The organism is Nocardioides sp. CPCC 206348 (genome assembly GCF_048654705.1).
In the GTDB taxonomy this organism is placed as follows: Bacteria; Actinomycetota; Actinomycetes; order Propionibacteriales; family Nocardioidaceae; genus Nocardioides.
Genome location: NZ_JBMCZA010000046.1, coordinates 1 through 912 on the forward strand (window position 1 = coordinate 1; position 912 = coordinate 912).

The 912-nt window shown below is 72.3% G+C and carries 1 protein-coding gene; it reads left to right on the forward strand.

Annotated elements, in window-relative coordinates; genetic code table 11:
• Positions 1 to 69: 69 nt before the first annotated feature.
• Positions 70 to 912: alpha/beta hydrolase (locus ACOADB_RS01570; protein WP_378596156.1), on the forward strand; the 843-nt coding region annotated here is incomplete at its 3' end.

Sequence of the window (912 nt, forward strand, 5' to 3'; positions counted from 1 at the left end):
AGGACCCCATCGACGACGGCGCACTGCACTTCACCGCCGTGCGCCCGGCTCTCGCCCAGGTCGGCTGACATGGAGACCATCACCTTTCCCAGTGCTGGCGTGCCCTGTGCGGCCTGGCACCTTCGCGGCCAGGGCGACCGGTTCGCCGGCGAGCACGGCCGGCCGTGCGTCGTCATGGCCCACGGCTTCGGCGGCACGCGCGACACCGGCATGCTGGGGTTCGCCGAAGGGTTCGCCGCCGCCGGACTCGACGTCCTGTTGTTCGACTACCGCGGGTTCGGCGACTCGGCCGGCACACCCCGCCAGCACGTCTCGTTCCGCCGACAGCGGGTCGACTACGTCGCGGCGATCGCCGCAGCACGGCAGTTGCCAGGAGTCGATCCGGATCAGGTCGTGCTCTGGGGGACGTCGTACTCCGGCGGCCACGTCGTCCCTGTCGCGGTCGCGGACGGACGCATCGCGGCCGTCGTGGCGATGACGCCCGCCATGGACGGCCTGGCAGCGCTGCTCGCCATGTATCGACACGGCGGAGTGCGCAGGCTCGCGCCGCTGGTGACCCACGGCGTCCGCGACGCGGCACGCTCCGTCCTCGGTCGCGACCCGCACCACGTTCCACTGGTGGGTGAGCCCGGTTCGAACGCTGTGCTGACCGGACCGGGCGCCCTGGCCGGCTGCACGGCACTGGCCGGTCCCACCTGGCGCAACGAGGTGTGTGCCCGCGTCGCCCTCGAGGTCGCCTTCAACCGGCCGATCCGCCACGTCTCCCGACTGCGGGCACCCCTGCTCGTCCAGGTCGGCGAGAACGACTCGGTCACCCCGCCCGCGTCGTCGCGGCGTGCCGCTGCGCTGGCCAGCCCGTATGGCGAACTCCTCGCCTATCCCCTCGACCACTTCGACATCTACGACGGTCCG